We start from the raw sequence: 25,380 nt of genomic DNA on the forward strand, positions 1-25,380 counted from the left end.
ATGGCCCATGAAACGCAAAAAGACATCCTTCTCGAACTCAAGGACTATTCGATCACCTTCAAAACGCCTGATGGAGAGGTCAAGGCGGTCTCGAACATGAATCTTACCGTTCGGCGTGGCGAACGCATTGCCATCGTCGGCGAGTCGGGCTCGGGCAAGAGCCAGACCTTCCTCGGCATCATGGGGCTGCTCGCCAAGAACGGCAGGACGGCGGGACAGGCGCTGCTCGAAGGCAGGGACGTACTGTCGCTGAAGCCGCGCGAGCTCGACCAGATCCGCGGCAAGGACATGGCCATGGTCTTCCAGGACCCGATGACCGCGCTCAACCCGTCGCTGAAGATTTCGCGGCAACTGACCGAACAGCTTGAAGTTCATCGCGGCCTGACGGCGCGCGCCGCATCGGAGGCTGCCCTCGACATGCTGAAACGCGTCGGCATCCCCGACCCGACGCGCCGCTTCCACCTCTATCCGCACGAACTGTCAGGCGGCATGCGCCAGCGCATCGTCATTGCCATGGCGCTGCTCACCAAACCGAAGCTGCTCATCGCCGACGAGCCGACGACGGCGCTCGACGTCACCATCCAGGCGCAGATCCTCGATCTCTTCAACGACCTGACGGCGGAGATGAACACCGCGCTGATCATGATCACCCACGATCTCGGCGTCGTCGCCGGCCTCGCCGACCGCGTCGCCGTCATGTATGCCGGCCGCATCGTCGAAGAAGCGCCGGTCGACGAGCTCTTCGACAATCCCGCCCATCCCTATACGGCGGCGCTGCATGCCTCGATCCCGCGCCCGGATCAGGACGTCGATGAGCTCGTCGTTATCCCCGGGCGCCCGCCGAACCTGCAGCACCTGCCGAAGGGCTGCAATTTCTCGCCGCGCTGTTCACAGGTCCAGGACGATTGCATCGATCGTCCGCCGCCGCTCGAAACCCTGGCGCCGCGCCACTGCGCCGCCTGCTACCACCCGTTCCCGCGTCGTGAGGAGTTGCTGAACCATGGCTGACCGATCGCTTCTAAGGGTCGAGAACCTGACGACCCAATTCGAATTGCCGGCGAAGGGCTTGTTCAAGCCGCCGATTTTCCTCACCGCCGTCAACAATGTCAGCTTCGATCTCGCCGAAGGCCGCACCCTCGGCGTCGTCGGTGAATCCGGCTGCGGCAAGTCCACGCTCGGCCGCTCCATTCTGCGGCTGTTGAAATCGCAGAAGGGCCGCATCCTCTGGCAGGGCCGCAATCTTCTCGACATCTCGGAAGAGGAAATGCGCGCCGCCCGCCGCGACATGCAGATCATCTTCCAGGATCCGATCGCCTCGCTTGATCCGCGCATGACCGTTGGAGATATCATCGCCGAACCGCTCACCGTTTTCGAGCCGAAGCTTTCGAAGGCCGCACGCACCGAACGCGTCCGCGAGATCATGACCGCCGTCGGCCTGGTGCCGGAGATGATCAACCGCTATCCCCACGAATTCTCCGGCGGCCAGGCGCAACGCATCGGCATCGCCCGCGCCGTCATCACCAAACCGAAGCTGATCATCTGCGATGAGCCGGTTTCGGCCCTCGACGTTTCGATCCAGGGCCAGGTGATCACGCTTCTGCGCAAACTGCGCAAGGAATTCGGCCTGACGCTGATCTTCATCAGCCACGACCTGTCCGTCGTGCGGCTGATTTCGGACGATGTGCTGGTGCTCTATCTCGGCAGGGTGGTGGAGGCAGGCGACTGCGCCACCGTCTTCGATCATCCGGCCCATCCCTACACGCAGGCGCTCTTTTCCGCAGCACCCATCCCGGATCCGAAGCTTGCGCGGCTGCGTACCCGCATCCGTCTGCAGGGCGATCCGCCCTCGCCGCTCAACCCGCCGAAAGGCTGCGTCTTCTCGCCGCGCTGCTGGAAGGCGACCGATATCTGTCGCACCGAAATGCCGCCGACCGAGGAAGTCCGCCCCGGCCAGAAGGCCGCCTGCTACCATATGGACAGGCCATGAATGAAGCGACAGCCGTATGAAGCAGCCTTCAGTTTGACGACAAATCTCACCCTAGCACGTCATCCTCAGCCTTGTACCGAGGATCTGCGACCTTATCGACCGGAGGCAAGCCCGAGTATGACGAAGGAGGGGTTGGCGAGCTTTCTAGGCCGTCTGAAAGTCGAGTGCAGCACCTCCGCTCTTTGCAGAAGATCTGCCATCCATCTTTGGGGTGAACTGTTCCGAAAACAGACTTATCTCGGAATCTATAGTCTCCGATAACAAAGATTTAGATGCCACTATGCTATCCCTGTCTTCGCCCGATCATGGGCGAGGGGAACGCATATATGAAATCGAGAGTCTCTGGATTGCTCGCGCTTGCCGCCGCGGTCGTCGCCGCTTCCGCCGTGCCGTCGCTTGCCGAAGATCTGAAATTCCAGCTCACCAACGGAACCAATTCCGTCCTGACGCGCTTCTACAGCTCGCCGACGGGCGTCAACAGCTGGGAAGAAGACGTCTTCGGCGACAATGTGCTCAATCCAGGCGAGACCATGAACATCACCATCGCCGATGGCCGCACCGTCTGCAAATACGACATGCGCTTCGAGTTCGACGAAAACTCGGATCTCGACACGACCGAAGATACGCAGGATCTTTGCCAGATGGGCAGCTACACCATCCACGAATAAGGGCCTTCGCCCGCACCCGCCTTCGCCTCGCCGCGAAGGCGGGCTTTTGCCTCCTGCGATATCGGCGGCCATGATATCAAAGCTTGTCACTCCGCCTGGCTCCGCGTATCAGCGATGAAGAGCAATGCCGGGAGGACAAGGTGAGCAGACGGTTTCTATCGATCGGTGAATGCATGGTGGAGCTCTCGCAGGCAGGTGACGGCTTGCTGCGTAAAGGTTTCGCCGGCGATACGTTCAACACCGCCTGGTATGCCCGCGCCTGCCTCGGCCCCGACTGGTCGGTCGATTATTTTACCGCGCTTGGCGACGACGCCATGTCGGATGAGATGGTGGCCTTCATCGACAAGGCAGGCATCGGCACGAGCCTCATCCGCCGCATCAAGGGCAAAACATCAGGCCTTTATATGATCAATCTGAAGAACGGCGAGCGCTCCTTCAGCTATTGGCGCGACAGTTCGGCTGCCCGCAGCCTGGCCGCCGATCCCGACCGCCTGCGCGAAGCGGTTGAGAGTGCTGACCTCGTCTATTTCTCCGGCATCACCCTTGCCATCCTCCCGCAGGAGGATGCCACGACGCTGCTCGCCGAAATCCGCCGCGCCAAGGCTGCCGGCAAGCTCGTGGTGTTCGACCCGAACATTCGCCCCCGCCTCTGGTCGAGTTACGACATCATGCACGCAACGATCAGCGAGGGCGCCCGCTCCTCGGTGATCGTCATGCCGAGCTTCGACGACGAGGCCGCCCATTTCGGCGACGATTCCATCGAGGCAACGATCAACCGCTATCGCGCGCTGGGCGCTGTCCATATCGTCGTCAAGAACGGCGCGGACGGAGTCAGGCTGAATTTCGCCGGCGAGGAGAGCTTCGTTCCGGCCGAGAAGGTCGAGCAAGTGGTCGACACCACCAGCGCCGGCGACAGCTTCAACGGCGCCTTCCTCGCGCACTATCTGGAAACAACGGATGCAGCCGCCGCCGCCCGCTTCGCCGCAAGCGTCGCGGCCCGCGTCGTCAGTGAACACGGCGCATTGGTGGCAAAGGAAAAACTGGGGTTGAACGGCGGCTGAGTCCGCACATGACACCGGTACGAATGCCATGCCAAAGCGCTCGCCGCCTTGTCGCCATTCCGACCCGTTAATGGGAAAAACTCAGGACTTCGTCGGTCGCTCGGTCTCGCGAACCGCCTCGTCATGATACCAGCAACTGTCGAGCGCCGCGTCGCAGATATCGGCTGCCTCGCGCTCCATCAGCCGGGCGCGTTCGAACCGGTTGACGGCTCGCGTCGGCTTGACGGGAAACTGGTAGACCGTTGCGGATTCACGATGGAAACCGGTGGGCATGAGATCGCCTCCATTCAGTTCGGCGCATCGACATTCAAGGCCGCGACCATAGCACGATGCACATAGTTTATGCAAATTGCACAAATTATATGCATCTCCATATTATGATTGATCGATATGCTGTCTGCGCCGAGAGCGTCCGCCTATTTGTTCAACACTTGATCACGCCAGGCTAACGCCGAAATTTTCATCCGGTTCCCAAGCGGAAAATTCGGTTTCTTGCTGATGATACGGCCTTCAGCCGTCAAAACGGGATGATTTCGGCAAAAGAAAATGCATGTCCGGAGGCTGATTTGCGATTTTTTTCGCCACGGCAGCCGAACTGGCACGCTACATGCTTTAATAGGTGCATCCCCTGGCGGTTGGATGCGCTTGCGCGCCGAGATCGTCTCCGGATTTGCTCACCTTCGTAGCATTGAGAGAGTCACGATGACAAAATTTAAGCTCGAGTATATTTGGCTCGATGGGTACACTCCGGTACCGAACCTGCGTGGCAAGACGCAGATCAAGGAATTCGACGTATTCCCGACGCTGGAACAGCTTCCGCTCTGGGGCTTCGACGGTTCGTCGACCATGCAGGCCGAAGGCCGCAGCTCCGATTGCGTGCTGAAGCCCGTCGCCATCTATCCCGACCCGGCTCGCACCAACGGCGCGCTCGTCATGTGCGAAGTCATGATGCCCGATGGCGTCACGCCGCACGCATCCAATGCTCGCGCCACCATCCTCGACGACGAAGATGCCTGGTTCGGCTTCGAGCAGGAATATTTCTTCTACCAGAACGGCCGCCCGCTCGGCTTCCCCGAGCAGGGTTACCCGGCTCCGCAGGGCCCCTACTACACCGGCGTCGGCTATTCGAACGTCGGCGACGTCGCCCGCGAAATCGTCGAAGAGCATCTCGACCTCTGCCTCGCTGCCGGCATCAACCACGAAGGCATCAATGCCGAAGTGGCCAAGGGCCAGTGGGAATTCCAGATTTTCGGCAAGGGCTCCAAGAAGGCCGCCGACCAGATCTGGATGGCACGCTACCTGCTGCAGCGCCTGACCGAAAAATACGGCATCGACATCGAGTATCACTGCAAGCCGCTCGGCGACACCGACTGGAACGGTTCGGGCATGCATTGCAACTTCTCGACCAAGTACATGCGCGAAGTCGGCGGCAAGGCCTATTTCGAAGCGCTGATGGCGCAGTTCGAAAAGAACCTGATGGACCACATCAACGTTTACGGTCCTGACAACGACAAGCGCCTGACCGGCAAGCACGAAACGGCTCCGTGGAACAAGTTCTCCTACGGCGTTGCCGACCGTGGCGCCTCGATCCGCGTCCCGCATTCCTTCGTCAAGAACGACTACAAGGGCTATCTGGAAGATCGCCGCCCCAACTCGCAGGGCTGCCCCTACCAGATCGCTTCCCAGGTTCTGAAGACGATTTCGGAAGTGCCGCTCGCCGGTTCCGCTTCCGCTGCCGCCTAACCTCCCAAGCGGCGCCGGTCCCCGACCGGCGCCGTCCTTCTTCCCGCATGAAACTCGCGATCGGCCGCTGACATATTCGCGGGGATCGGGTCGCCCAAAGGCCCGCAAACGCTGGCATGCGGCTGTAATATTTCCATCATGGTCATGCCTCAGAATAGGCGAGCGGGAATCGCCGTTCCGGAACCCCGCGCTGGGGCTAAGCGTTGGCATATCGATGCAACGCGGATGGAAATCGCGACATGCTGCAACGTCCGGCAAACACTCATCACAGCGAGAGCTGGGCCAATGCTACAGCCGCCGGCAGCCTGCCGGAACGCTTGGTGATCGTCACCGACGCCTGGCATCCGCAGGTCAACGGCGTCGTGCGCTCGATCGAGAACACCAATCGCGAGCTGGCGAAGATGGGCGTGGCTGTTTCGATGGTAACGCCGGAGCGCTTCAACAGCATCCCCTGCCCGACCTATCCCGAGATCCGCCTGTCGATCGCCAACTACCGCCGCATCGCCCGCGAGATCGAGAAACACAAACCTTCCTACGTGCATATCGCCACCGAAGGGCCGCTGGGGCTGACCGCCCGCCGCTGGTGCCTGCGTAAGGGCATGCCCTTCTCCACCAGCTATCACACGCGCTTTCCCGAATATGTTTCCGCCCGCCTGCCGATTCCGCAAAGCTGGCTTTATGCCTTCGTCCGCTGGTTCCACAATGGCGGCGCCGGCTGCATGGTCGCGACACCGAGCCTTGCTCGCGAGCTTTCGGCCCGCGGCATCAAGAACCTGATGCCCTGGACCCGGGGCATCGACGCCACGCAATTCCATCCCATGCCGCTTGAGGAGCAGCCATTCGGCCTCCCTCGCCCGATTTTCATGACGGTCGGTCGCGTGGCGCTGGAAAAAAACCTGCCGGCCTTTCTCGATCTCGACCTGCCCGGTTCGAAGGTTGTCGTTGGCGACGGCCCGGCACGCGCCGAACTGGAGCAGCGCTATCCCGATGTGCATTTTACCGGCGTGAAGTTCGGCGATGATCTGGCGAAAGCCTATGCCCAGGCCGACGTCTTCGTCTTTCCCTCGCTCACCGACACTTTCGGCAACACCATCCTTGAAGCGCTGGCATCGGGCGTGCCGGTCGCAGCCTATCCGGTCACCGGCCCGCTCGATATCATTGGCGAGGGCAGCGAGGTCGGCGCGCTCGACCAGAACCTGCAAGCCGCCTGCCTTGCCGCCCTCTCCGCCTCGCGCGTCAAGGCGCGCGAGCTTGCCATGCAATATTCCTGGGAAGCGGCAACGCTGCAGTTCATCAACAATATCCGCGCCGCCAATGGCGTCATCACGCCGAAATGGAAGAAGGCCTGGCAATTTGCCAAGTCGCTGCCAAGAAGCAGAAAGCCCGGCGAAACCGCCGGGCCTCTCCCTTCCTCGGACTAAAGCAATTCCAGCAAAAGTGTGAAGCGGTTTTGCCAGGCAAAGCGCAAACCGGTTTTGCCGGGAATTGCGTGAAAACAAAAAGCTTCAATCGCCTTACTTGTGCAAAGCGTTGCGAAGCGTGTCGTTCGCGACCGCAATCGCGCTGCGCGCGGCCGGCGTTTCAGCGATGGCGTTCAAGAGCACGAAGTCATGGATCGTGCCGTTGTAACGCATCGACGTGACGCGAACGCCGGCCTGGCTGAGCTTGCGGCCATAGGCTTCGCCTTCATCGCGCAGAACGTCATTTTCATCGGTGATGATGAGCGCCGGCGGCAGGCCGTTCAGCTGCTCCAGTGATGCCTGCAGCGGCGAAGCCGTCGGTTCCTTGCGCTTGGCTTCGTCGGGCAGGTAGGCATTCCAGAACCACTTCATCGCTTCCTTGGTCAGCCACGGGCCATTGGCGAACTGGTTATAGGAGCCATTGTCGAAATCGGCGTCGGTGACTGGATAGAACAGCACCTGCTGGTCGATGGCGGGACCGCCACGCTCCTTGGCAAGCAGCGTCACCACAGCCGCCATATTGCCCCCGACGCTATCGCCCGCGACCGCTAGCCTGCCGGCGTCGACGTTGAACTCCTTTGCGTGTTCGGTGACATATTTGGTCGCCGCATAGGCCTGTTCGATCGCGACGGGATAACGGGCTTCCGGCGAGCGTTCGTAATCGACGAAGACGACGGCTGCATTGGCGCCATTGGCGATTTCGCGCACCAGCCGGTCATGCGTATCCGCATCGCCCAACACCCAGCCGCCGCCATGGAAATAGAGAATAACCGGCAGCGTGCCCTTGGCATGTTCCGGGCGGATGATGCGCAGCTTGATGCTGCCGGTCGGGCCCGCCTTGACGACCTTATCTTCTTCCCGCGCGGCAAGCTTCTTGACGTCACCCTTCTGCGCGCCGGCCAGAACATTGCGGGCATCGGCCGGCGACAGCGTGTAGATCGGCTTTCCGCCGGCAAGGCCGTCGATGAATGTCTGCGTTGTCGGCTCGAGTACCGGGTCGGCAAGCGCCCCGGCGGCAGAGGCTGCCAGGAGTGCTGCGGCGGAAACGGCGGTCTTGATGGTCGACATTGTCTTATCCTCTCGGTTTGGTGTTCGTCGTGAACACGTCATTTATATCGCGCACGATTATTTCTTGGACAATTTAAATTTCAGCATACCTGCCATGCAGCAAAATCGCTTGCGATTATTTATCGCACGATATACTTTCGCTCAGTTCTGGAGATGACCATGCAGGATCAGCTGAAGCTCGATAATTTCATCTGTTTTGCCGTCTATACGGCAAGCCATGCGCTGAACAGGGTTTACAAGCCGCTGCTCGACACACTCGGCCTCACCTATCCGCAATATCTTGCCATGGTCGCGCTGTGGGAACAGGACGGCCAGAGCGTCGGCAGCCTCGGCGAAAAGCTCTTCCTGGAATCGAGCACACTGACGCCCCTGCTCAAGCGCCTGGAAAGCGCCGGCTATATCAAGCGCGAGCGCAGCAGCGAGGACGAACGCGTCGTCGTTATCCGCTTAAGCGATGCGGGCAAGCGACTGAAGGAAAAGGCCACCGGCATCCCCAGCTGCATCGCCGAGGCCAGCGGTCGCGATGTCGCCGATCTAAACCGCCTACAGGCCGAGATCGTGGCGCTGCGCGAGGCGCTGAATGGAAGCGTGGCTTAGTTCAAGTCGATCTAGATAGGTCGTGCTCCAGGCACCAGCGCCCCAAGAACTCCTAGGTCCGCCTCTTCTTGCCTTCGAACGGATTCTCAGCTGAACGGAAATGAATACGGATCGGTACACTCGGCATGTCGAAATCGGCGCGCAACCCGTTGATCAGATAGCGCGTATAGGATTCCGGCAGCGCGTCGGAGCGAGTGCAGGAGATCATGAAGGCCGGCGGGCGGGCCTTGACCTGGGTCATGTATTTCAACTTGATGCGCCGGCCGGACACGGCAGGTGGCGGATGCTGGATCTGCTGCGTCTCCAGCCAGCGGTTGAGCCTCGCCGTCGAGATGCGCTTGTTCCAGACCCTGTCCGTGTCGATGATCGACTGCATCAGCTTGTCGAGCCCCCAGCCGGTCTGGCCGGAAATCGGCACGGCGCGGATCCCGCGCGCCTGCGGCAGCAGCCGGTCGGTCTTTTCGCGCAGGTCGGCAAGCACTGCCTGCCGGTCTTCGATCATATCCCACTTGTTGAAGGCAAGCACGGCGGCACGGCCTTCGCGCAGCACGAGATCGACGATCTGCAGGTCCTGCTTCTCGAAGGGAATCGTCGCGTCGAAGACGATCACCACGGTCTCGGCAAAACGGATAGCACGCAGCGCGTCGGCGACGGAGAGCTTCTCCAGCTTCTCGGTCACCCGCGCCTTGCGCCGCATGCCTGCGGTATCGAACATCTTGATGGTGCGCCCGCGCCAATCCCATTCGACCGAGATGGAATCGCGGGTGATGCCGGCCTCCGGCCCGGTCAAAAGCCGGTCCTCACCGAGGAACCGGTTGATCAGCGTCGACTTACCGGCATTCGGACGCCCGACGATCGCCACCCTGAGCGGCTTGGTCTCGTCATAGGCTGGCTCTTCGTCCTCGTCGCTGCCCTCTTCAGACTGAGGAATGTCGACGTTGGTGACAGCGACATCCTCCTTCGCCGGATAGGCCCGGTCCTTGCCGATCGCCTCCACGATCGCATCGCGCAGATCGAGCATGCCTTCGCCGTGTTCGGCCGAAATCGGCGTCGGCTCGCCAAGCCCCAGCGTATAGGCATCGTAGAAGCCGCTGTCGGAGCCGCGCGCCTCGGATTTATTGGCCACGAGCACGACCGGCTTGCCGCGCCGGCGCAGCATTTCGGCAAGCGCGGTGTCGACGGGCGTCAGCCCGTTCTTGGCATCGACGACGAAGAGCGAAAGATCGGCCTCGTCGATCGCCGCTTCCGTCTGCGCGCGCATCCGGCCCTGCAGGCTTTCCTCGTCGGCCTCTTCCAGGCCGGCCGTGTCGATAATGGTAAAGGTCAGGCCCATCAGCCGCGCATCGCCCGGCCGGCGGTCGCGGGTCACGCCCGGCGTGTCGTCGACGAGCGCCAGCTTCTTGCCCACCAGGCGGTTGAAAAGCGTCGACTTGCCGACATTCGGACGACCGACGATCGCGACCGTGAAACTCATTCTTTTTCCTTAAAACTCAGCCCTGCGCGGCGGGCGCCTTGCCGGATGCGGTAATGAGATCAAGCATCATATGGGCGCGATTGGCAACATTACGCGGGCTGTCGGTATCATCGACGATCGACTGGAACCACTGCCGAGCCTGCGCCATGTTGCCGGCCTTATAGGAAGCAAGGCCGAGCGCTTCGCGTGCCGAATGGCGGAAGGCGTTGCCCGGCACGGCCATTTCCTCGATCGCGGCCGAAACCTGTTCGTAAGAGCCGTTTTCGATCAGCAGCCAGCCGGCGCGCATTTTGGCGGCATCGCGCACCGCGGCCGGAACGCCATTGTCCTTGCCGATCTCGTTGAAGGCGGCAATTGCCGCGCTGGCATCGCCCTTCTGCACCTGGACGGTCGCGGCCCGCATGCGCGCCAGCACCGGATAGGCGCCGTGGCCTTCCTTCTCCAGCTTGTCGAGCGCGGCGAGCGCCTCGTCGTTCTTGTTCTCGTCGGCAAGCTTCATCGCCGCCAGGAACTGGTCGCCGGTGCCGGAGGAGCGATTGTCGTCCCAATATTCATAGAGAACCTTGCCGGCGGTACCGAGGACGATCAGGATGGCGACGACGATGATATAACGGCCGAAGCGGCGCCAGACGCCCTTCATCTGGTCGGACCGCAATTCCTCGTTGACTTCACGGATGAAGCTGTCGTCGTTGAATGTCATTCTCGTCTCCGGCCGCGGAAATACCTATAGCATGTTCATGACATGCACATTCTCGGGCCTTCTATCCCATTTTACCGCCGTTGTAAGGGGGATATGAAAGATTCGTTACATCGCCAGCGGCGAAACTCCGATCAGCCATTCGTGCAGCTTCCAGATGATCAGCGCCCAGACGACAATGCCGATGATAACGGCATAAAGATCGTATTTGGCCGAGACGAACGGCCGAAGCACGATCTCGCCAGCCCGCTGCCGCCGTTTCAGCGAGATGCGCAGGATGACGCCCCAGGCGAGAAAGGCTGCAAACAGCAGCACCGACGAGGTCTCGCCATTGGCGAGCAGATGCGCCAGCGCCCAGATCTTCACCGACAGCACCATCGGATGTTTGGTCTTCGTCGCAATATGCCCCGCCGGCAGCAGCGAGGCGACGAGACAGATCATCGCGATCAGCATCAGCGTGATCGCGATATGCGCCGTCCAGACCGGCGGACTGTAAAGCATGCCGGTCACCTGGCGGGCCTGACCGAATCCGTAGATCAACAGGATCAGCGTCGCCAGACTCGCGATCGAATAGGCCGCCCGCCAGGCCTTCTCGCCGAGGCTTGCGATCATCGAACGGCGGAAGCCGGGGGCGACCACCCGCACGAGATGCACCCCGAGGAAAAGTATGATGCCGACGATAAGCAAAGTCATGGCGGGTCCCTTCCGTGCCGTTTGTCATGACTTACCGGCTGGCGGGAAAAAATACCAGTTGAGACCGCAGCTTCGCCGCAATTCTATCGGAGGGAAACCGCGAACAAATTGTCGCGGTGCCCATGTCTCGTCCTCTGCTCTCCGCCTGTCTGGCTGCCTCCTTCCTCCTCCCTGCCATCGCGGAGGCGGCCGACCGGCCGAAGCAGCTCGTCATCATCTCGTTCGACGGCGCTCACGACAATGCGCTCTGGCTGAAGAGCCGCGAAATGGCCGCAAAGAACGGCGCCCATTTCACCTATTTTCTCTCCTGCACCTTCCTGATGAACGAGGCGGCGAAGAAGGCCTACCAGGCGCCGCACCAGAAGCGCGGAAAATCCAATGTCGGCTTCGCCCAGAGCGACGACGAGATCCGCGAGCGCCTTGGCAATATCTGGCACGCCCATCTCGAAGGTCACGACATATCGAGCCATGCCTGCGGCCATTTCGACGGCCGCGAGTGGAGCGAGGCCGACTGGTCGGCCGAATACGCGACCTTCCACGCGACCCTGAAAAATGCCTGGACAAGCGTCGGCCTTGAGGAGCCGGCCGGCTGGCAGGATCTGGTCGATCACGGCATCAAGGGTTTCCGCGCGCCCTACCTATCGGCGACGGCGGGCGCCGACATGATCGCCGCCGAAAAGAAGGCCGGCTTTTCCTATGATGCGAGCCTCGTCACCAAGGGCCCGGCCATGCCTGTCGAGGAAGACGGCATCGTCCGCTTCGGCCTGCCACTGATCCCCGAGGGCCCGGGCGAAAAGCCGATCATCGGCATGGACTACAATCTATTCGTCCGCCATTCCAAAGGTGAAGAAGACACAGCAGACAGCGCTGCCTTCGAGAACCGCGCCTATTCAGCCTTCAAAGAAGCTTTCGACAAGCAATATGCCGGCAGCCGAATCCCCCTCCAGCTCGGCTTCCACTTCGTCGAAATGAACGGCGGCGCCTACTGGCGCGCCCTCGACCGGCTGGTCGGCGACGTCTGCCATCGAGAGGACGTCGCCTGCGTCAGCTATTCCGAAGCGATCCCGATGATCGAGGCACGGGGCAGATTGCAGCAGACGTCGGGGCTATGACGAAAACCTTTTGAAAACGAGAGGTGGTGCCGCGCAGCCCCCTCATCCGCCCTAACGGGCACCTTCTCCCCGCTGGGGAGAAGAGGGAATCGCAAATTCGGCGAACATATTCTCAAGCGATGGATAAACGCGAGACGCTGCCACCAGTCTCTTCTCCCCAGCGGGGAGAGGGTGGCGGCAGCCGGATGAGGGGGCCACACGGCACACCCCGCTCATCCAGCCAGCCTCGCGCATCAACCATCCACATGCACGACGCCCGCCTCACGCTCCAGATAATGCTGGTCGATCGCAGGCAACGGCTCATCATCGATGGCCGCTTCGAAGGCCTTGAGGCGTTTATGGATGGAGAGCAGCTCGATGATCGTCGTCCACGAACTGACGAGATACTGGAACGAGTTGCTGACCTGGCCGAAGGCCGTTGAAATCTGCTGCCAAATACCAAGCGTAATTTGATGCGCGACGAAAGTCGGCACCAGAACATAGTAGAGGAAAATTGCATCCACTTGCCCGTATCCAAAACGAGCAAAATTAAAATACAGATAGTGAAAATACATTCGATAATAGTTACGTCGAACGTTCGTAAACAGTTCCCTCACAGTCGGAGGCTGCGCTCTGTCGTCATGGTCCTCGCCGTAAACCAGTTCTTTACGGTAAGCTGCCTCCACTCGCTGGTTACGGAAATTCAAACCAGGTAGCTTAACACCAACAAGAGCCAGCAAAACAGTTCCAAGCACGGACCAAATAAGTGCCAGCCAAACTAGGGAATTAGGCAGCGCTCCAATAATGGGAATGTTTGTAACATACTTCGACAGCTCCGACAAAATCGGCAAGAATACAATAAGAGTCATGACAGACCCGATGAGACTAATCCCCAGATCTTCGAGAATTCTTGCAAAGCGCATTGTATCTTCTTGTACGCGCTGGGAAGCTCCCTCGATGTGGCGCAACTTTTCCCATTTGGACATATAGAAATTGTTCATGGCAGTGCGCCAACGAAAGACGTAGTGGCTTAAAAAAAACAGATTAAATGTGGAGACAACGACGCCGACGGCGCCTATTTCTAAGAATTTTCCAAGAAGAACATAAAAATTACTGTCGGTAATACCGGGCTTCCCTGCAAGCGCGTCCTGTAGAAGATTAAAGAATGGGCCGCGCCAGACGTTGATCGCAACATCCATCTGAACGCCAAAATAAGTAATGAATACGAGAATTGCCGTTCCCCAAACCGACCAGATTTTCCAGGGATTGTCTTTGGCGAAAACGTGCCACGCAGAGCAAAATAAAGCGGAACAAAGTATAAAAAACACATAGAATGACAAATTGGTAGGCGCGATAAAAAACGCGGCTCCGACCGGCTGTGCACTCTCCGGCAACGGAGGAAAGCCGAGATTGGTCGAAAGCTCAATACCCACAAAATACCAAAAGAAAATGCATGCGAGCGTCCATACGGCGGCAGAGGTGAAAAACAGCTTCGGTCGGGGAAAGAAGGAATGAAACACGGGGGGCTTTGCTTTCCTGAACTGTGAGTCTCGGGAGTGTCGTGGAACACTGATTTTGCCGGAAACTAAGGCAGTTCGAAGGAAGCAGCAATGGGTTTAGCCGATTGTTACGCAGATGTAACCGCTTACGCGATTTTCTTGATCACCGGCATCACCAGCGCGGCGCAGGCAACAAGGGCGACGGCGGCGATCACCGTTGGGGCGGTGAAATTGCCGCTGCGCTCGGCGATCCAGCCGGCAACGACGGGCCCGACGATCTGGCCGAGGCCGAAGGCGGCCGTCATCATCGCCAGGATCCGCCGCGGGCTGTCAGGCGAAAGCTTGCGGCCGATCTGCAGCCCGTAAGCGGTGATCGCCAGGAACGTCGCCCCGAACAGCGCCCCGCCGATCAGCGGTGCGGCAGAGTGCGGCAGAATCACGGTGGCGAGCACGCCGGCGGCTTCGACCAGAAGGGCTGCGACATAGACGCCGCCGAGCCCGAGCCGCCTGACCAGCGGCTTCCAGGCAAACAGCGCCACCGCCGCCGTCAGCCCGGCGATGAACCAGCAAAGGAATTCGACCAGTGGGCCTGTTGCAGAAAGACGCGCGATGGTGACGAGGAAGGTCGCGGTGATGACGTAGCCGAAGCCGAACAGGCCGTAGGACAGTGTGATCAGCACCATCGGCCGGCTCCAGACGAGGGCCGGCTCCTTGCCCGCGCGCGCCGATTGCGCCGGTGCTGACGGCAAGAGCAGGAAGACGACGACGAGGCTTGCCGCGCAATAGAGCGCTCCGCCGATCCAGTCGGCCCGCCAGCCGTCCGGCCCGTCGTGAAAACCGAGCCCGATGAGAAACACCATGACCGAGGACAGCGCGATGCCCGCTCCCGGCCCGCCGAAATGCGCCGCCTGCACATGGTCGTTGCCGGCGGCAGCCCCGTGGCTGAGCACGATCGACGAGGTGAAGACCATCGCGAAGGCGCTGGCGAGGCCGGCGAGGAACCGGATGACGGCAAAGACGGCGACGGAATCGGTGGCGGCCATCGCGGCGAGCAGGATCGCGGTCGCCAGCAGTGCCGAGAGCGCCACCAGCCGCTCCCGCCCCGCCGCCCAGCCATAGGCCGCAAGCACGGCGCCGACGAGATAACCGACGAAATTCGCCGAGGCGATAAAACCTGAATCCGCCGCCGAAAGCGGCACGCCGCTCATCATGCCGGGCAGGATCGGCGTGTAGGAGAAACGCCCGAAGCCCATGGCCGCCGCCATGGCGACGGCGCCCGCAGCGGCTGTGGAAACGAGGTTCGGCGGGGAGTGGCGGATGCGCTCGAGCATACAGCGCTTATCGCGCCGCAGCATCTGCATCACAATCAAGTAATTCTGATCGATCGATCAATTCCGCGAAAGCAGGCGCAGGAGGATGGGCGCAGCCTCCAAGAGAGCCTCATCCTTGTACGTTGCCGTTGCTGTATAATGCGGCTGTGCGACGGGGATGCGTGTCATCCTTGGGTTTTGAACTCGTACCTCCGCAAGCCGCCCCTAAGCCCGCCCATCCGGCAATGTCAGGATCACCGGCCCGTTACGCGTTGCCACAACCGTATGTTCATATTGCACGGTCGGCGCCTTCGGATCGGCATAAAGCGTCCATGCATCGTCGCCGCCTTCGGCCCAGGTCGCGCCGAGCGACAGGAAGGGCTCGACGGTGAAGACGAGACCATCCGTCATGACGCGTTTTTCCGAAGGGTCCGGCCAGGTCGAGAGTTCGGCCGGCTCCTCGTGCAGCGAGCGGCCGACGCCGTGGCTCGCCAGATTGGCGACCAGCGTATAACGGTTCTTCTGCGCGAAGGCGCCGACGGCGGTGCCGATCCTGGCAAGCGGCTCGCCGGATTTCACCTGGTTCAGCCCGACCCAGAGCGCCCGCTTGCCGTCGCGGCAAAGCCGCTCGATTTTCGGCTTGACCGGCGGCATCGCGAAGGAAGCGCCGGTATCGGCGAAGAAACCGTCCTTCTCGGCCGAGACGTCGATATTGATGAGATCGCCGGCGCGGATGACACGCGGCCCGGGAATGCCGTGCGCGATTTCCTCGTTGACGCTGATGCAGGTCGCACCCGGAAACTGGTAGCAGAACTCCGGCGCCGAGCGCGCGCCCGCCTCCTCGAGCACCTTGCGGCCGATGCCGTCGAGCTCCAGCGTCGTCATGCCCGGCTCCATCGCCGCCGCCATCACCTGGATAGCGTTGGCGCAGATCCGGCCGATCTCCTTGAGTTTCGCCAGTTCGTCGTCGTTTGCGATCACCATTCGTCTGTTCCGGCCTTGCGCAGGGCGGCCACGGCCGCCTTGGTTAAGCGGTGGCTTTCGCCCCTCCGTCCGTTTCAGTCAATGCCTTTCTGACGATCGGCGCGACTTTCGTCCCGTAGAGCTCGATGCCGCGCATGATCTCAGCATGCGGCATCAGGCCGATCGCCATCTGCAGCAGGAAGCGGTCGTTCCGGAAAAGCGCATGATGGGCGATGATCTTTTCGGCGACCAGTTCGGGATCGCCGACGAAAAGCGCCCCGTTCGGTCCGCGCGACATGTCGAACTGTGCCCGGCTCGTCGGCCCCCAGCCACGTTCGCGGCCGATGCGGTTCATCACTTCGGCCTGCGGCCCATAAAACTGCTCGGCAGCGTCGGCCGTCGTATCGGCGATGAAGCCGTGGACATTGATGCTGGTCTTCAGCTTCGCCTGATCCTGTCCTGCCCGGCGCGCGGCCTCCCGGTACAGATCGAAGAGCGGCGCGAACCGGCGCGGCTCGCCGCCGATGATCGCCAGCGCCACCGGCAGGCCGAGCGCGCCGGCGCGCGCGACCGACTGCGGCGTGCCACCAACGGCAACCCACAACGGCAGCTGATCCTGCAGCGGCCTGGGATAGACGCCGCGCCCACGGATCGGCGCGCGCAGTTCGCCTTCCCAATCGACCGTCTCGCTATTGCGCAAAGCTAGCAGCAGATCGAGCTTCTCTTCGAAAAGCTGGTCGTAATCCTCGAGATTGTAGCCGAACAGCGGGAAGGACTCGATAAAGGAGCCGCGCCCCGCCATGATCTCGGCGCGGCCGTTCGAAATCAGGTCGAGCGTCGAAAACTGTTGGAAGACCCGCACCGGATCATCGGAAGAAAGCACGGTGACGGCGCTGGTCAGCCGGATATTCCTCGTCTTGACAGCCGCGGCCGCCAGCACGACCGCGGGAGCCGACGCCGCGTAGTCCGGCCGATGATGTTCACCGAGCCCGAAGACGTCGAGCCCCACTTGATCGGCCAGCTCGATCTCCTCGATCAGATTCTTCAGCCGTTCTGCCCCTTCCGCCCCCTTGTTGCGGGAGGGATTTGGATTGACATCCGCAAACGTATAAAGACCCAGTTCCATCGTCGGCACCCTGTTGAGTTCAACCTGGAGATAAGGACCGGCGGCAGGGAACACAAATACAAACTCTGGAACGGAATGTTCGAGAATTTCGATAGTGCGGCGAGGCTTCTGACAGCACGGCAAAGAGTCTTTGCGCCGTAGACACGGCGCTGCTGGATTCCTGTGACGAGCACAGGAATGAGGGAGCGAGGTGATCAACCTGCACTCCATATCCTCCAGCGCGAATACGATCGCTTTTGAGCGCTGCCGAATCCAGGACCTCCCTCATTCCTGTGCTTGTCACAGGAATCCAGCAGTCGCGCGTCCGCGCGACGAGAGAATCTTCACAGACCCAGCAGATGAAACGAAATATCCTCCCACTCAGGATTCTCTCGCTCGATCAAATTGAGCTTCCACTGCCGCGGCCACTTCTTGATTGTCTTCTCTCGCGTGATCGCTGCCGTCAGCAAATCATGCTCCTCAAACCACACCAACGTCTTGACGCCATATTTCGACGTAAAGCCCGGCGTCAGTTCCTTCTGGTGCTCGTATAACCGCCCGGCCAGATCACGCGTCACGCCGGTATAGAGCGTGCCGTTGCGTGCGGACGCAAGGATGTAGACGTATCCCTTCATGCCCTCAGATTGACACAGGATCGATCCCGCGTCGACAGCGACACCGGCCCGCCCGACCACCAATTCGAATCTGAATTCAACGACTTTCAGGCATCGGCGGATTCATCTTCCAAGCGGCCTCAGGCCGCACTTGAAGCATGAGGACGGCGCGGCCTCCCCGCGCCGCCTCACTCGCCGTTCACATCGTCGCCAGCAGTTCCGCCAGCTGGTCTGCGGCCTTGCCCCACCCCTCGTGGAAGCCCATCTTCTCGTGCGCTTCCTTGTCTTCCGCGCGCCAATGTAGCGCCTTGGCCGTATATTTCGTGCGGCCATTGCCGAGATCTTCGAGCAGGATGACGCCGGTGAAGAAGGGTTTTTCGGCAGGCACCCAGGCGCTGGTATAGGCATCGGTGAAGACGATCTTCTCGTTCTCGACGATCTCGAGATAGACGCCGCGGTTCGGGTACTGGTTGCCCTCGGGATCCTGCATGACGATGACGCTGGAACCGCCGGGGCGCACGTCGAGCGTTGCTTCCGCAACACCCCAGGGCCTCGGCACGAACCACTGCTTCATGAGATCGGGATCGGTCCACGCCTTGTAGATCGTCTCGCGCGGCGCGTCGAATTCGCGAACGAGGGTAAGTTCATGTTGCGTGCTGGCGGTCATTTCGACATCTCTCCATTGAGGTGAAACCTGTTTCTCATCAGGTGTTGCAAGGACGTGTCGAACTTCTCCGTTCCGACAGCGCGCCGACTTTTCTTGCGTTCTATTTTGCGATCGGCTGCGTGGTCTCTTCCTGCATCTTGTCGATCTGCCGGCGGATATGGGCTGCCTCAGCCGCCGAATGGGCAAGCGCAATAGCGCGGTCGAAGGCTTCGCGCGCCTGACAGGTCAAGCCAAGCTGCTTCAGCAGCCCGCCCCGCAGCCCGTGATAGTAGAAATAGCCGCCGAGCTTCTCGCCGAGCGGATCGATCAGATCGAGCGCCTCCTGCGGCCCATGCAGCTTGGAAACCACGACCGCGCGATTAAGCGTTACGACAGGCGAAGGCTGCACACGCTCCAGCGCGCGGTAGAGCAGATCGATTTCGACCCAGTCGGTGTCTTCAGCGCGTTTCGCGCGGGAATGGATGGCGGCGATCGCCGCCTGAAGCTGATAGGGGCCGGGCCGACGATGGCGCAGCGCCTTGTCGAGCAGCGCCAGGGCCTCGTTGATGAAGGGCTGGTTCCAGAGCGAGCGATCCTGATCCTCGAGCAGCACGATCTCGTCTTCGGCGCTGAAGCGCGCCGGCCGGCGCGAGATCTGCAGAAGCATCAGCGCAAGCAGCCCCATCAACTCCGGTTCGGACGGAAAGAGATGCAGCATCAACCGTGCCAGCCGGATCGCCTCGTCGCTGAAGGCGGCCGCCTCATGCTTCGGGTCGGCCTGGCTGTAGCCTTCGTTGAAGACGAGATAGATCATCGTGCTGACGATCGTAAGACGCTCGGCCCTTTCCTCGGGGCTCGGCGTTTCGAACGGCACGCCTGCCTTGGCGACGCGCGCCTTGGCGCGGGTGATGCGCTGCTCCATGGCGCTTTCCGACACCAGGAAGGCGCGGGCGATCTGCGGCACCGAAAGGCCGGAAACAATGCGCAGCGCCAGCGCAATCTGCTGGGTCGCCGGCAGATCGGGATGACAGCAGATGAAGAGAAGCCGCAAAATATCGTCGCGATAGTGGGAATCGTCCAGCCGCTCGGCAATATCGCTTTCGGCATCCTCGGTATCGGAGATGAGGTCCTCATCCGGCAGTGCCTGAAGCTTTGACCGCTTGCGCACCGCGTCGATCCCGCTGTTTCGCCCGACGAAGATGAGCCAGGCTGTCGGATCGCGCGGCGGCCCCTTCTCCGGCCATGTGCGGATCGCCCTCAGGCATGCCTCCTGAAACGCCTCTTCCGCGGTATCGAGATTGCGGAAATAGCGCAGCAGCGCACCGAGCGCCTTCGGGCGGGCCGAGGCAAGTGCGAGGTCGATCCAGGCAATATCGGTCATGATGAAGCATCTCCCGGCCTGAAGACGTAGAACGGCCGAATTTCGTAAGAGGTGGAACCCGGATTGACGGAGGAAAGCTGTTTCGAGAAGGCGACCGCCTCGTCGAGCGTTTCGAAGTCGACCACGTAGAAGCCGAGAAGAGCCTCTTTCGTTTCCGCAAAAGGCCCGTCGATGACCAAAGGCTCGTCCTTGCCCTTGCGCACAGTGGTCGCAGCCGTCGTCGGCATCAGCCGGCCGACGGGACCGAGCTTGCCGGATTGGGCAAGCGGCTCCTGCACGGCGTAGAGCTTCTCCATGACGGCAGCCTCCTCCTCCTTGGTCCAGGCGAAGACGGTTTCTTCATGGGCGTAACAAAGGATTGCATAAAGCATCACTCACTCCTCTTTCCGAATGACGAAGGAGTAACCGCTTAGCCGACAGGCCGCATTAAAAATTGTTGGTGAGCTGCCGCATCGGGGCCTGGCTGACCGGCCAGCCGAAAGGCAACAAGATACAATCACATTAATAAAGATTGTTAGTTCTTGTTAGTCGCACTACAACCAGCGATGAGAACCCTGACCATATCTCTTTCCCCGCAGCAAATCGCGCGCCTGCACGATGCCGTGGAATCCGGCGCCTATGCCTCCAACAGCGAAGTCGTCCGCGACGCGCTGCGCCTGTGGGAGCAGCGGGAAGAAGTCCGGCTGCTGGAAATCGGCCGCCTCAAGAAGGCCTATAACATGGCGAGCGGCACAGGCCGTGAAATCGATGCAAAAACCCTTTTGGCGGAGTTGAAGGCGGAAGCCCGTTCGCGTGGCTAAATACCTTCTCAGTCCCCGTGCCGAAGAAGATTTGCGCGACATCTGGCGCTCCATCGCGCCGGACAATGAACCGGCCGCCGACGCCCTTCTCACGCGGATTCTGGAAAAGGCGGAACTTGCTGCCGAGCATCCTCATATGGGCTCTCCACGCCCCGCGCTCAGCCCGACAGCGCGGATTCTGATTGAAGGGCCGCTACGTCGTTATCTACGAACCGATGCCTTACGGCATCTCTATCGTCGCCGTGGTAAATGGACCTCGTGATGTCGAGAACTGGCTGAGCTGAACCAACGCGGTCGAGGTTTAGCGAGACATCATCCCCTCACCCCTCGCTCAGCGTCCGCCGGACCGCGCTCTTCCAGCCCTTGAGCTTGGCCGCCCGCACCTTCTCGTCCATATCGGGCTCGAAGCGCCGGTCTCGTTTCCACGTTGCCGAGAAACCCTCCCTGTCCGGCCAGACCCCCGCCCGGCTGCCGGCGAGCCAGGCAGCCCCCAACGCCGTCGTCTCCAGGATCACCGGGCGGTCGACCGGGGCGTCGAGCAGGTCGGCGAGCCGCTGCATCGTCCAGTCGGAAGCGACCATGCCGCCATCGACGCGCAGCACCGTGTCGTCGCCGCCGTTCTTCCAGTCCTTCTGCATGGCGTCGAGCAGGTCGCGGGTCTGGTAGCAGACCGCTTCAAGGGCTGCCCTGGAAAGTTCCGCCGGGCCGCTGTTGCGCGTCAGCCCGAAGATCGCGCCCCGCGCCTTGGCGTCCCAATGCGGTGCGCCAAGCCCGGTGAAGGCGGGGACGAGATAGACTTCCTGCGTCGGATCGGCCTTTTCGGCAAGTGCATTGGTCTCGGCGGCGCTGCCGATGATCCCCAGCCCGTCCCGCAGCCATTGTACTGCCGCACCGGCGATGAAAATCGACCCCTCAAGCGCATAGGTCGTCTCGCCGTTCAGGCGATAGGCGATGGTGGTCAGCAGCCGGTTTTTTGAACGCACCATATCGGCGCCGGTGTTGAGCAGCGCGAAACAGCCGGTGCCGTAGGTCGATTTCAGCATGCCCGGCTGAAAACAGGCCTGGCCGATGGTGGCCGCCTGCTGGTCTCCGGCAACCCCGAGGATCGGGATCGCTGCGCCGAAGATTTCAGGATCGACCGTGCCGAAATCGGCAGCGCAATCCTTAACCTGCGGCAGCATGGCGGCAGGCACGCGCAGAATATCGAGCAGATCCTCGTCCCAGGCGTTTTCGGCGATGTTGTACATCAGCGTGCGCGAGGCGTTGGTGGCATCGGTGACGAAGCTTTTGCCGCCGGTCAGCCGCCAGATCAGGAAGGTATCGATCGTGCCGAAGCAGAGATCCCCCCTGGCGGCGCGCGCCCGGGCCCCCTTGACGTTGGCGAGCATCCAGGAAAGCTTGGTGCCGGAAAAATACGGGTCGAGGATCAGGCCGGTCTTCTTGGTGAACAGCCGCTCCAGATCCTGCCGTTTCAGATTGTCGCAATAGCTTGCCGTGCGCCGATCCTGCCAGACGATGGCATTCTGGATCGGTCGGCCGGTCTCGCGCTCCCAGACGACCACCGTCTCCCGCTGGTTGGTAATGCCGAGCGCTGCCACATCCTTGGCCGCGATCCCGGCATCGCGCAACGCCATGTTGACGGTGGAGACGACCGAATCCCAGATTTCCTCGGGATCGTGCTCGACCCAACCGGATCGCGGATAGATCTGAGTGAACTCCTTCTGGCCCTTGCCGGCGACATGCATATCGCCGTCGAAGACGATCGCCCGCGTCGATGTCGTTCCCTGATCGATCGCCAGAACATATCCACTCATGCAATTCCCTCCTCTAAAGCAATTCCAGCAAAAGTGCGAAGCGGTTTTGCGTCCGGAATTGCGTGGAAAAAGAGATAGAACATTTCCGTGATTCGAAGAAAAACGGAAATGCTCGGCATGTCGATTATCGTGACAAATCAATAGGACACGGATGCGGGTGAGAAAAGCGAATAAAGCGGAATTGCCAGCCTGCCGGCTTTGGGCATAACCTCGCCACTAACGTTGCAACGCAGCATCGGCCTGCCAGGAGAGAAATATGAGCAGATCAGTCGTCGTCACCGGTTCCACCAGCGGTATCGGCCTTGCGATCGCCACCGCCTTTGCCGAAACCGGCGACAACGTCGTCATCAACGGTTTCGGAAATGCCGATGAAATCAAGGCGATCGTCGAACGGCTTGAATCAGTATCCAAGGCACGGGCGATCTATCATCCGGCCGATATGACCAAGCCCGCGGAGATCGCCGACCTGATCGAAACGGCGGCAAAGACCTTCGGCACCGTCGATGTCCTGGTCAACAATGCCGGCATCCAGCATGTCGAGAAGATCGAGGATTTCCCGATCGAGAAATGGGATCAGATCATCGCCGTCAATCTGTCGAGCTCCTTTCACACCATGCGCGCCGCCATCCCGCTGATGAAGGCGAAGAAGCATGGCCGCATCATCAACATCGCCTCGGCGCACGGGCTCGTCGCCTCCCCCTTCAAATCCGCCTATGTTGCCGCAAAACATGGTATATTAGGCCTCACGAAGGCAGCCGCCCTGGAGCTTGCCGAATTCGGCGTGACGGTGAACGCCATCTGCCCCGGCTACGTGCTGACGCCGCTCGTCGAGAAGCAGATACCCGATACCGCCAGGGCCCGCGGCATGACCGAGGAACAGGTGAAGAGCGAGGTCATCCTCAAGGCGCAGCCGACCCGTGAATTCGTCAAGGCCGAAGAAATCGGTGCGCTGTCGCTTTACCTTGCCAGCGACGCCGCCCGGCAGGTGACCGGAACGCATATCTCGATTGACGGTGGCTGGACGGCGGCTTAACCATTTGGAAAAAACAACCGGGAATATCATGAACGACAGCATCCGCTTCATCCTGAATGGCGAGGACATCGCGCTCACCGATGTCGGGCCGACCGAAACGCTTCTCGATTTCCTGCGGCTGAAGCGACGCCTGACAGGCACCAAGGAAGGATGCGCGGAAGGCGATTGCGGCGCCTGCACCGTGCTCGTCGGCCGGCTCGCCGATGGCAAGCTCGCCTATGAATCCGTCAATGCCTGCATCCGTTTCTTGGGCTCGCTGCACGCCACCCATGTGGTGACGGTCGAGCATCTCGCCGGCCGGGACGGCGCGCTGCATCCGGTGCAGCAGGCGCTGGTCGATTGTCATGGCTCGCAATGCGGCTTCTGCACGCCGGGCTTCGTCATGTCGCTCTACGGCCTCTGGTTGACGACCGAGAAGCCGAGCCGCCAGCAGATCGAAAAAGCCTTGCAGGGCAATCTCTGTCGCTGCACCGGCTACGAGCCGATCGTCAAGGCCGCCGAGCAGGTGAGCCTGACGCGGCCGAGCGCGCTCTTCGACCCGCTGGAGCGGACACGCTCGGAAATCGTCGCGCGGCTCTGGGCCATGCAGACAAGCAGCACGATCAGGATTGCCAAGGACGAAGACCGGCTGATCATTCCGGCTTCGCCGCAAGCGCTGGCGGAAGTCCTCTCGCAGGAGCCCGACGCAACCGTCGTCGCCGGCTCCACCGATGTCGGTCTCTGGGTAACGAAGCAGATGAAGCGGCTAAGCCCTGTCGTCTTCATCAATCACTTGAGCGAATTGCAATCGGTCACCGAAAGCGAGGACGGCGTCACCATCGGCGCTGGCGTCAGCTATACCGGCGCCTTCGCGGCGATCTCGAAAAAGATCCCGGCGCTCGGGCGGCTGATCGACCGCATCGGCGGCGAGCAGGTGCGCAACATGGGCACGATCGGCGGCAACATCGCCAACGGCTCGCCGATCGGCGACAGCCCGCCACCGCTGATCGCGCTCGGCGCGACGCTGACGCTGCGCTCCCTCGAAGGCCAGCGCCGAATGCCGCTCCAGGATTTCTTCATCGCTTACGGCAGGCAGGATCGGAAGCCCGGCGAGTTCATCGAGAGCGTCTTCGTGCCCTATCCCAAGACAACCAGCCGTTTTGCCGCCTACAAGATCACCAAGCGCCGCGACGAAGACATTACCGCCGTGCTCGGTGCCTTCCTGCTGACGCTCGACGAAGCCGAGATGGTCACCGACATCCGCATCGCCTTCGGCGGCATGGCGGCAACGCCGAAGCACGCTCCGACTGTCGAAGCCGCGCTGATTGGCAAACCATGGACGGAAGCGACGATCGACGCCGCCCGCCCCGCCTTCGATGCCGACTACCAGCCACTGACCGACTGGCGCGCCACGGCGGAATACCGCCAGTTGACGGCGAAGAACCTGCTGACGCGGTTTTATCTGGAAACGGTGGGCGCGCCGGCGGAGCTGAAGCGGTTCGAGGAGGTGGCGTGATGGAGAAGTCAACCGTTGGCGCCAGCCGCCGCCCTCATTCGCCTGCCGGCACCTTCTCCCTGCTGGGGAGAAGGGAGTGCCGCGCCGTCTCGTTTACCCCTTCTCCCCTCGGGGAGAAGGTGCCCGAAGGGCGGATGAGGGGGCTACCTGTCACAACATTTCCTTTCGAAGGGCTCATCTA

General features: G+C 61.2%; 26 protein-coding genes and 1 pseudogene. 13 read left to right on the forward strand and 14 right to left on the reverse strand.

Annotated features, from left to right (window positions below; all coding sequences use genetic code 11):
- From BBJ66_RS15190 to BBJ66_RS15205, 4 genes are all read left to right on the forward strand, one after another.
- A complete protein-coding gene (locus BBJ66_RS15190) occupies nucleotides 1-1,008 on the forward strand; it encodes an ABC transporter ATP-binding protein (protein WP_071087986.1) in 1,008 nt (335 codons plus the stop codon).
- Complete coding sequence (locus BBJ66_RS15195) at nucleotides 1,001-1,987, forward strand: ABC transporter ATP-binding protein (protein WP_049736127.1); 987 nt, start codon at nucleotides 1,001-1,003, stop codon at nucleotides 1,985-1,987. The genes BBJ66_RS15190 and BBJ66_RS15195 overlap by 8 nt, the downstream gene beginning before the upstream one ends.
- Nucleotides 1,988-2,313: 326 nt before the next feature.
- Entirely contained in the window at nucleotides 2,314-2,655 is a 342-nt protein-coding gene (locus BBJ66_RS15200; RefSeq protein ID WP_071087988.1) for a hypothetical protein, read from the forward strand.
- Between the two features lie 140 nt (nucleotides 2,656-2,795).
- The gene (locus tag BBJ66_RS15205; RefSeq protein WP_071088139.1) at nucleotides 2,796-3,716 is read left to right on the forward strand and encodes a sugar kinase; all 921 of its coding nucleotides are present in this window, start codon (nucleotides 2,796-2,798) and stop codon (nucleotides 3,714-3,716) included.
- Between the two features lie 81 nt (nucleotides 3,717-3,797).
- Here the strand turns inward: BBJ66_RS15205 and gstI are convergent, their stop codons facing one another.
- On the reverse strand, nucleotides 3,798-3,989 hold the full coding sequence (gstI, locus tag BBJ66_RS15210; RefSeq protein WP_049736124.1) for a glutamine synthetase translation inhibitor GstI: 192 nt from the start codon (nucleotides 3,987-3,989) through the stop codon (nucleotides 3,798-3,800).
- Between the two features lie 429 nt (nucleotides 3,990-4,418).
- Here gstI and BBJ66_RS15215 point away from each other — a divergent pair, with 429 nt between their 5' ends.
- Together BBJ66_RS15215 and BBJ66_RS15220 are read left to right on the forward strand one after the other, a co-directional pair.
- Nucleotides 4,419-5,459: a glutamine synthetase beta-grasp domain-containing protein gene (locus BBJ66_RS15215; RefSeq protein ID WP_071087990.1), complete on the forward strand. Its 1,041-nt coding sequence runs from the start codon at nucleotides 4,419-4,421 to the stop codon at nucleotides 5,457-5,459.
- 239 nt (nucleotides 5,460-5,698) lie between these two features.
- Nucleotides 5,699-6,880 carry a glycosyltransferase family 4 protein gene (locus BBJ66_RS15220; protein WP_071087993.1) on the forward strand — a complete coding sequence of 394 codons (1,182 nt, stop codon included), beginning with the start codon at nucleotides 5,699-5,701 and terminating at the stop codon, nucleotides 6,878-6,880.
- Between the two features lie 93 nt (nucleotides 6,881-6,973).
- Here the strand turns inward: BBJ66_RS15220 and BBJ66_RS15225 are convergent, their stop codons facing one another.
- Nucleotides 6,974-7,987 (reverse strand): alpha/beta hydrolase, encoded by a 1,014-nt coding sequence (locus BBJ66_RS15225; RefSeq protein ID WP_071087994.1) that lies wholly within the window; start codon nucleotides 7,985-7,987, stop codon nucleotides 6,974-6,976.
- 159 nt (nucleotides 7,988-8,146) lie between these two features.
- Here BBJ66_RS15225 and BBJ66_RS15230 point away from each other — a divergent pair, with 159 nt between their 5' ends.
- Entirely contained in the window at nucleotides 8,147-8,584 is a 438-nt protein-coding gene (locus BBJ66_RS15230) for a MarR family winged helix-turn-helix transcriptional regulator (RefSeq protein WP_049736120.1), read from the forward strand.
- Nucleotides 8,585-8,636: 52 nt separating this feature from the next.
- Here the strand turns inward: BBJ66_RS15230 and der are convergent, their stop codons facing one another.
- The 3 genes from der to BBJ66_RS15245 all read right to left on the reverse strand — a co-directional run bounded on the left by der (nucleotide 8,637) and on the right by BBJ66_RS15245 (nucleotide 11,448).
- Nucleotides 8,637-10,058 (reverse strand): ribosome biogenesis GTPase Der, encoded by a 1,422-nt coding sequence (gene der / locus BBJ66_RS15235; RefSeq protein WP_071087997.1) that lies wholly within the window; start codon nucleotides 10,056-10,058, stop codon nucleotides 8,637-8,639.
- A gap of 16 nt (nucleotides 10,059-10,074) precedes the next feature.
- Nucleotides 10,075-10,758, reverse strand: coding sequence for a tetratricopeptide repeat protein (locus BBJ66_RS15240; protein WP_071087999.1), 684 nt, complete (start codon nucleotides 10,756-10,758; stop codon nucleotides 10,075-10,077).
- A 105-nt stretch (nucleotides 10,759-10,863) separates the two neighbouring features.
- A complete protein-coding gene (locus tag BBJ66_RS15245) occupies nucleotides 10,864-11,448 on the reverse strand; it encodes an NnrU family protein (RefSeq protein WP_071088000.1) in 585 nt (194 codons plus the stop codon).
- 122 nt (nucleotides 11,449-11,570) lie between these two features.
- Here BBJ66_RS15245 and BBJ66_RS15250 point away from each other — a divergent pair, with 122 nt between their 5' ends.
- Nucleotides 11,571-12,560, forward strand: a complete 990-nt coding sequence (locus BBJ66_RS15250; protein ID WP_071088002.1) for a polysaccharide deacetylase — start codon at nucleotides 11,571-11,573, stop codon at nucleotides 12,558-12,560.
- 233 nt (nucleotides 12,561-12,793) lie between these two features.
- Here BBJ66_RS15250 and sbmA read toward each other — a convergent pair whose 3' ends face one another.
- The 8 genes from sbmA to BBJ66_RS15290 all read right to left on the reverse strand — a co-directional run bounded on the left by sbmA (nucleotide 12,794) and on the right by BBJ66_RS15290 (nucleotide 20,428).
- Nucleotides 12,794-14,059 (reverse strand): peptide antibiotic transporter SbmA, encoded by a 1,266-nt coding sequence (gene sbmA, locus BBJ66_RS15255; protein WP_071088004.1) that lies wholly within the window; start codon nucleotides 14,057-14,059, stop codon nucleotides 12,794-12,796.
- A gap of 125 nt (nucleotides 14,060-14,184) precedes the next feature.
- A complete protein-coding gene (locus tag BBJ66_RS15260) occupies nucleotides 14,185-15,369 on the reverse strand; it encodes a YbfB/YjiJ family MFS transporter (protein ID WP_190238005.1) in 1,185 nt (394 codons plus the stop codon).
- 204 nt (nucleotides 15,370-15,573) lie between these two features.
- Entirely contained in the window at nucleotides 15,574-16,332 is a 759-nt protein-coding gene (gene map / locus BBJ66_RS15265) for a type I methionyl aminopeptidase (RefSeq protein ID WP_071088006.1), read from the reverse strand.
- 43 nt (nucleotides 16,333-16,375) lie between these two features.
- Nucleotides 16,376-17,437, reverse strand: coding sequence for an LLM class flavin-dependent oxidoreductase (locus BBJ66_RS15270; protein ID WP_071088144.1), 1,062 nt, complete (start codon nucleotides 17,435-17,437; stop codon nucleotides 16,376-16,378).
- 323 nt (nucleotides 17,438-17,760) lie between these two features.
- Nucleotides 17,761-18,051 (reverse strand): GIY-YIG nuclease family protein, encoded by a 291-nt coding sequence (locus BBJ66_RS15275; protein WP_071088147.1) that lies wholly within the window; start codon nucleotides 18,049-18,051, stop codon nucleotides 17,761-17,763.
- Between the two features lie 178 nt (nucleotides 18,052-18,229).
- Entirely contained in the window at nucleotides 18,230-18,697 is a 468-nt protein-coding gene (locus tag BBJ66_RS15280) for an SRPBCC family protein (protein ID WP_071088008.1), read from the reverse strand.
- Nucleotides 18,698-18,797: 100 nt separating this feature from the next.
- Complete coding sequence (locus BBJ66_RS15285; protein WP_071088009.1) at nucleotides 18,798-20,057, reverse strand: RNA polymerase sigma factor; 1,260 nt, start codon at nucleotides 20,055-20,057, stop codon at nucleotides 18,798-18,800.
- The gene (locus BBJ66_RS15290) at nucleotides 20,054-20,428 is read right to left on the reverse strand and encodes a YciI family protein (RefSeq protein ID WP_012558564.1); all 375 of its coding nucleotides are present in this window, start codon (nucleotides 20,426-20,428) and stop codon (nucleotides 20,054-20,056) included. The genes BBJ66_RS15285 and BBJ66_RS15290 overlap by 4 nt, the downstream gene beginning before the upstream one ends.
- A 174-nt stretch (nucleotides 20,429-20,602) precedes the next feature.
- Here BBJ66_RS15290 and BBJ66_RS15295 point away from each other — a divergent pair, with 174 nt between their 5' ends.
- Nucleotides 20,603-20,857 (forward strand): ribbon-helix-helix domain-containing protein, encoded by a 255-nt coding sequence (locus tag BBJ66_RS15295; RefSeq protein WP_071088011.1) that lies wholly within the window; start codon nucleotides 20,603-20,605, stop codon nucleotides 20,855-20,857.
- Complete coding sequence (locus BBJ66_RS33135; RefSeq protein WP_338012711.1) at nucleotides 20,850-21,119, forward strand: type II toxin-antitoxin system RelE/ParE family toxin; 270 nt, start codon at nucleotides 20,850-20,852, stop codon at nucleotides 21,117-21,119. Before BBJ66_RS15295 ends, BBJ66_RS33135 begins: the two co-directional genes overlap by 8 nt.
- 58 nt (nucleotides 21,120-21,177) lie before the next feature.
- On the opposite strand, the gene glpK is transcribed toward BBJ66_RS33135, so the two are convergent.
- Nucleotides 21,178-22,671, reverse strand: coding sequence for a glycerol kinase GlpK (gene glpK, locus BBJ66_RS15300; protein ID WP_071088013.1), 1,494 nt, complete (start codon nucleotides 22,669-22,671; stop codon nucleotides 21,178-21,180).
- A 256-nt stretch (nucleotides 22,672-22,927) separates the two neighbouring features.
- Between glpK and BBJ66_RS15305 the strand changes: the two genes are divergently transcribed.
- From BBJ66_RS15305 to BBJ66_RS35860, 3 genes and pseudogenes are all read left to right on the forward strand, one after another.
- Nucleotides 22,928-23,704 (forward strand): 3-hydroxybutyrate dehydrogenase, encoded by a 777-nt coding sequence (locus BBJ66_RS15305; protein WP_071088015.1) that lies wholly within the window; start codon nucleotides 22,928-22,930, stop codon nucleotides 23,702-23,704.
- A 28-nt stretch (nucleotides 23,705-23,732) separates the two neighbouring features.
- Nucleotides 23,733-25,199: a xanthine dehydrogenase small subunit gene (gene xdhA, locus BBJ66_RS15310; protein ID WP_071088017.1), complete on the forward strand. Its 1,467-nt coding sequence runs from the start codon at nucleotides 23,733-23,735 to the stop codon at nucleotides 25,197-25,199.
- A gap of 43 nt (nucleotides 25,200-25,242) precedes the next feature.
- Nucleotides 25,243-25,344: pseudogene (locus BBJ66_RS35860) on the forward strand (endonuclease domain-containing protein); the annotation flags it as partial.
- Nucleotides 25,345-25,380: the final 36 nt, after the last annotated feature.

The sequence above is a fragment of the Rhizobium sp. RSm-3 genome (assembly GCF_001854685.1).
GTDB lineage: Bacteria > Pseudomonadota > Alphaproteobacteria > Rhizobiales > Rhizobiaceae > Rhizobium > Rhizobium ecuadorense.